The organism is Bacillus sp. SIMBA_005 (assembly GCF_046535585.1).
Lineage (GTDB): Bacteria > Bacillota > Bacilli > Bacillales > Bacillaceae > Bacillus > Bacillus pumilus.
On the sequence record NZ_JAWRWI010000550.1, the window covers coordinates 1 to 265 of the forward strand.

Annotated in this window: 1 protein-coding gene; it reads left to right on the forward strand. The window is 37.4% G+C overall.

What is annotated here, in order from left to right:
• Positions 1–265: hypothetical protein (locus SB660_RS21255; protein ID WP_410584372.1), on the forward strand; the 265-nt coding region annotated here is incomplete at both ends.

Here is a 265-nt window from a genome sequence, read left to right on the forward strand (position 1 = left end):
GGGCATTGCTAGAACCAAGATTGCTCAAGAGAGGAATGAATTATTAGAAGGAAAATATATTGATCCAAATACTGGAGATATTTATATTCCACATGTTATGACTGCAGCAGTTAATCTTAAAACAGGCAGGGCATATATTGGGTATAATGGCAAAGGTGTTGACTTTAGAACGGGTAATGAAAGGTTTAATCCGACTGTTTCTGAATTGGATGACGAGGTAGTAATGTTGGTTGAAAAAACTAAAAACAGGGCATTAGAGGCCAGG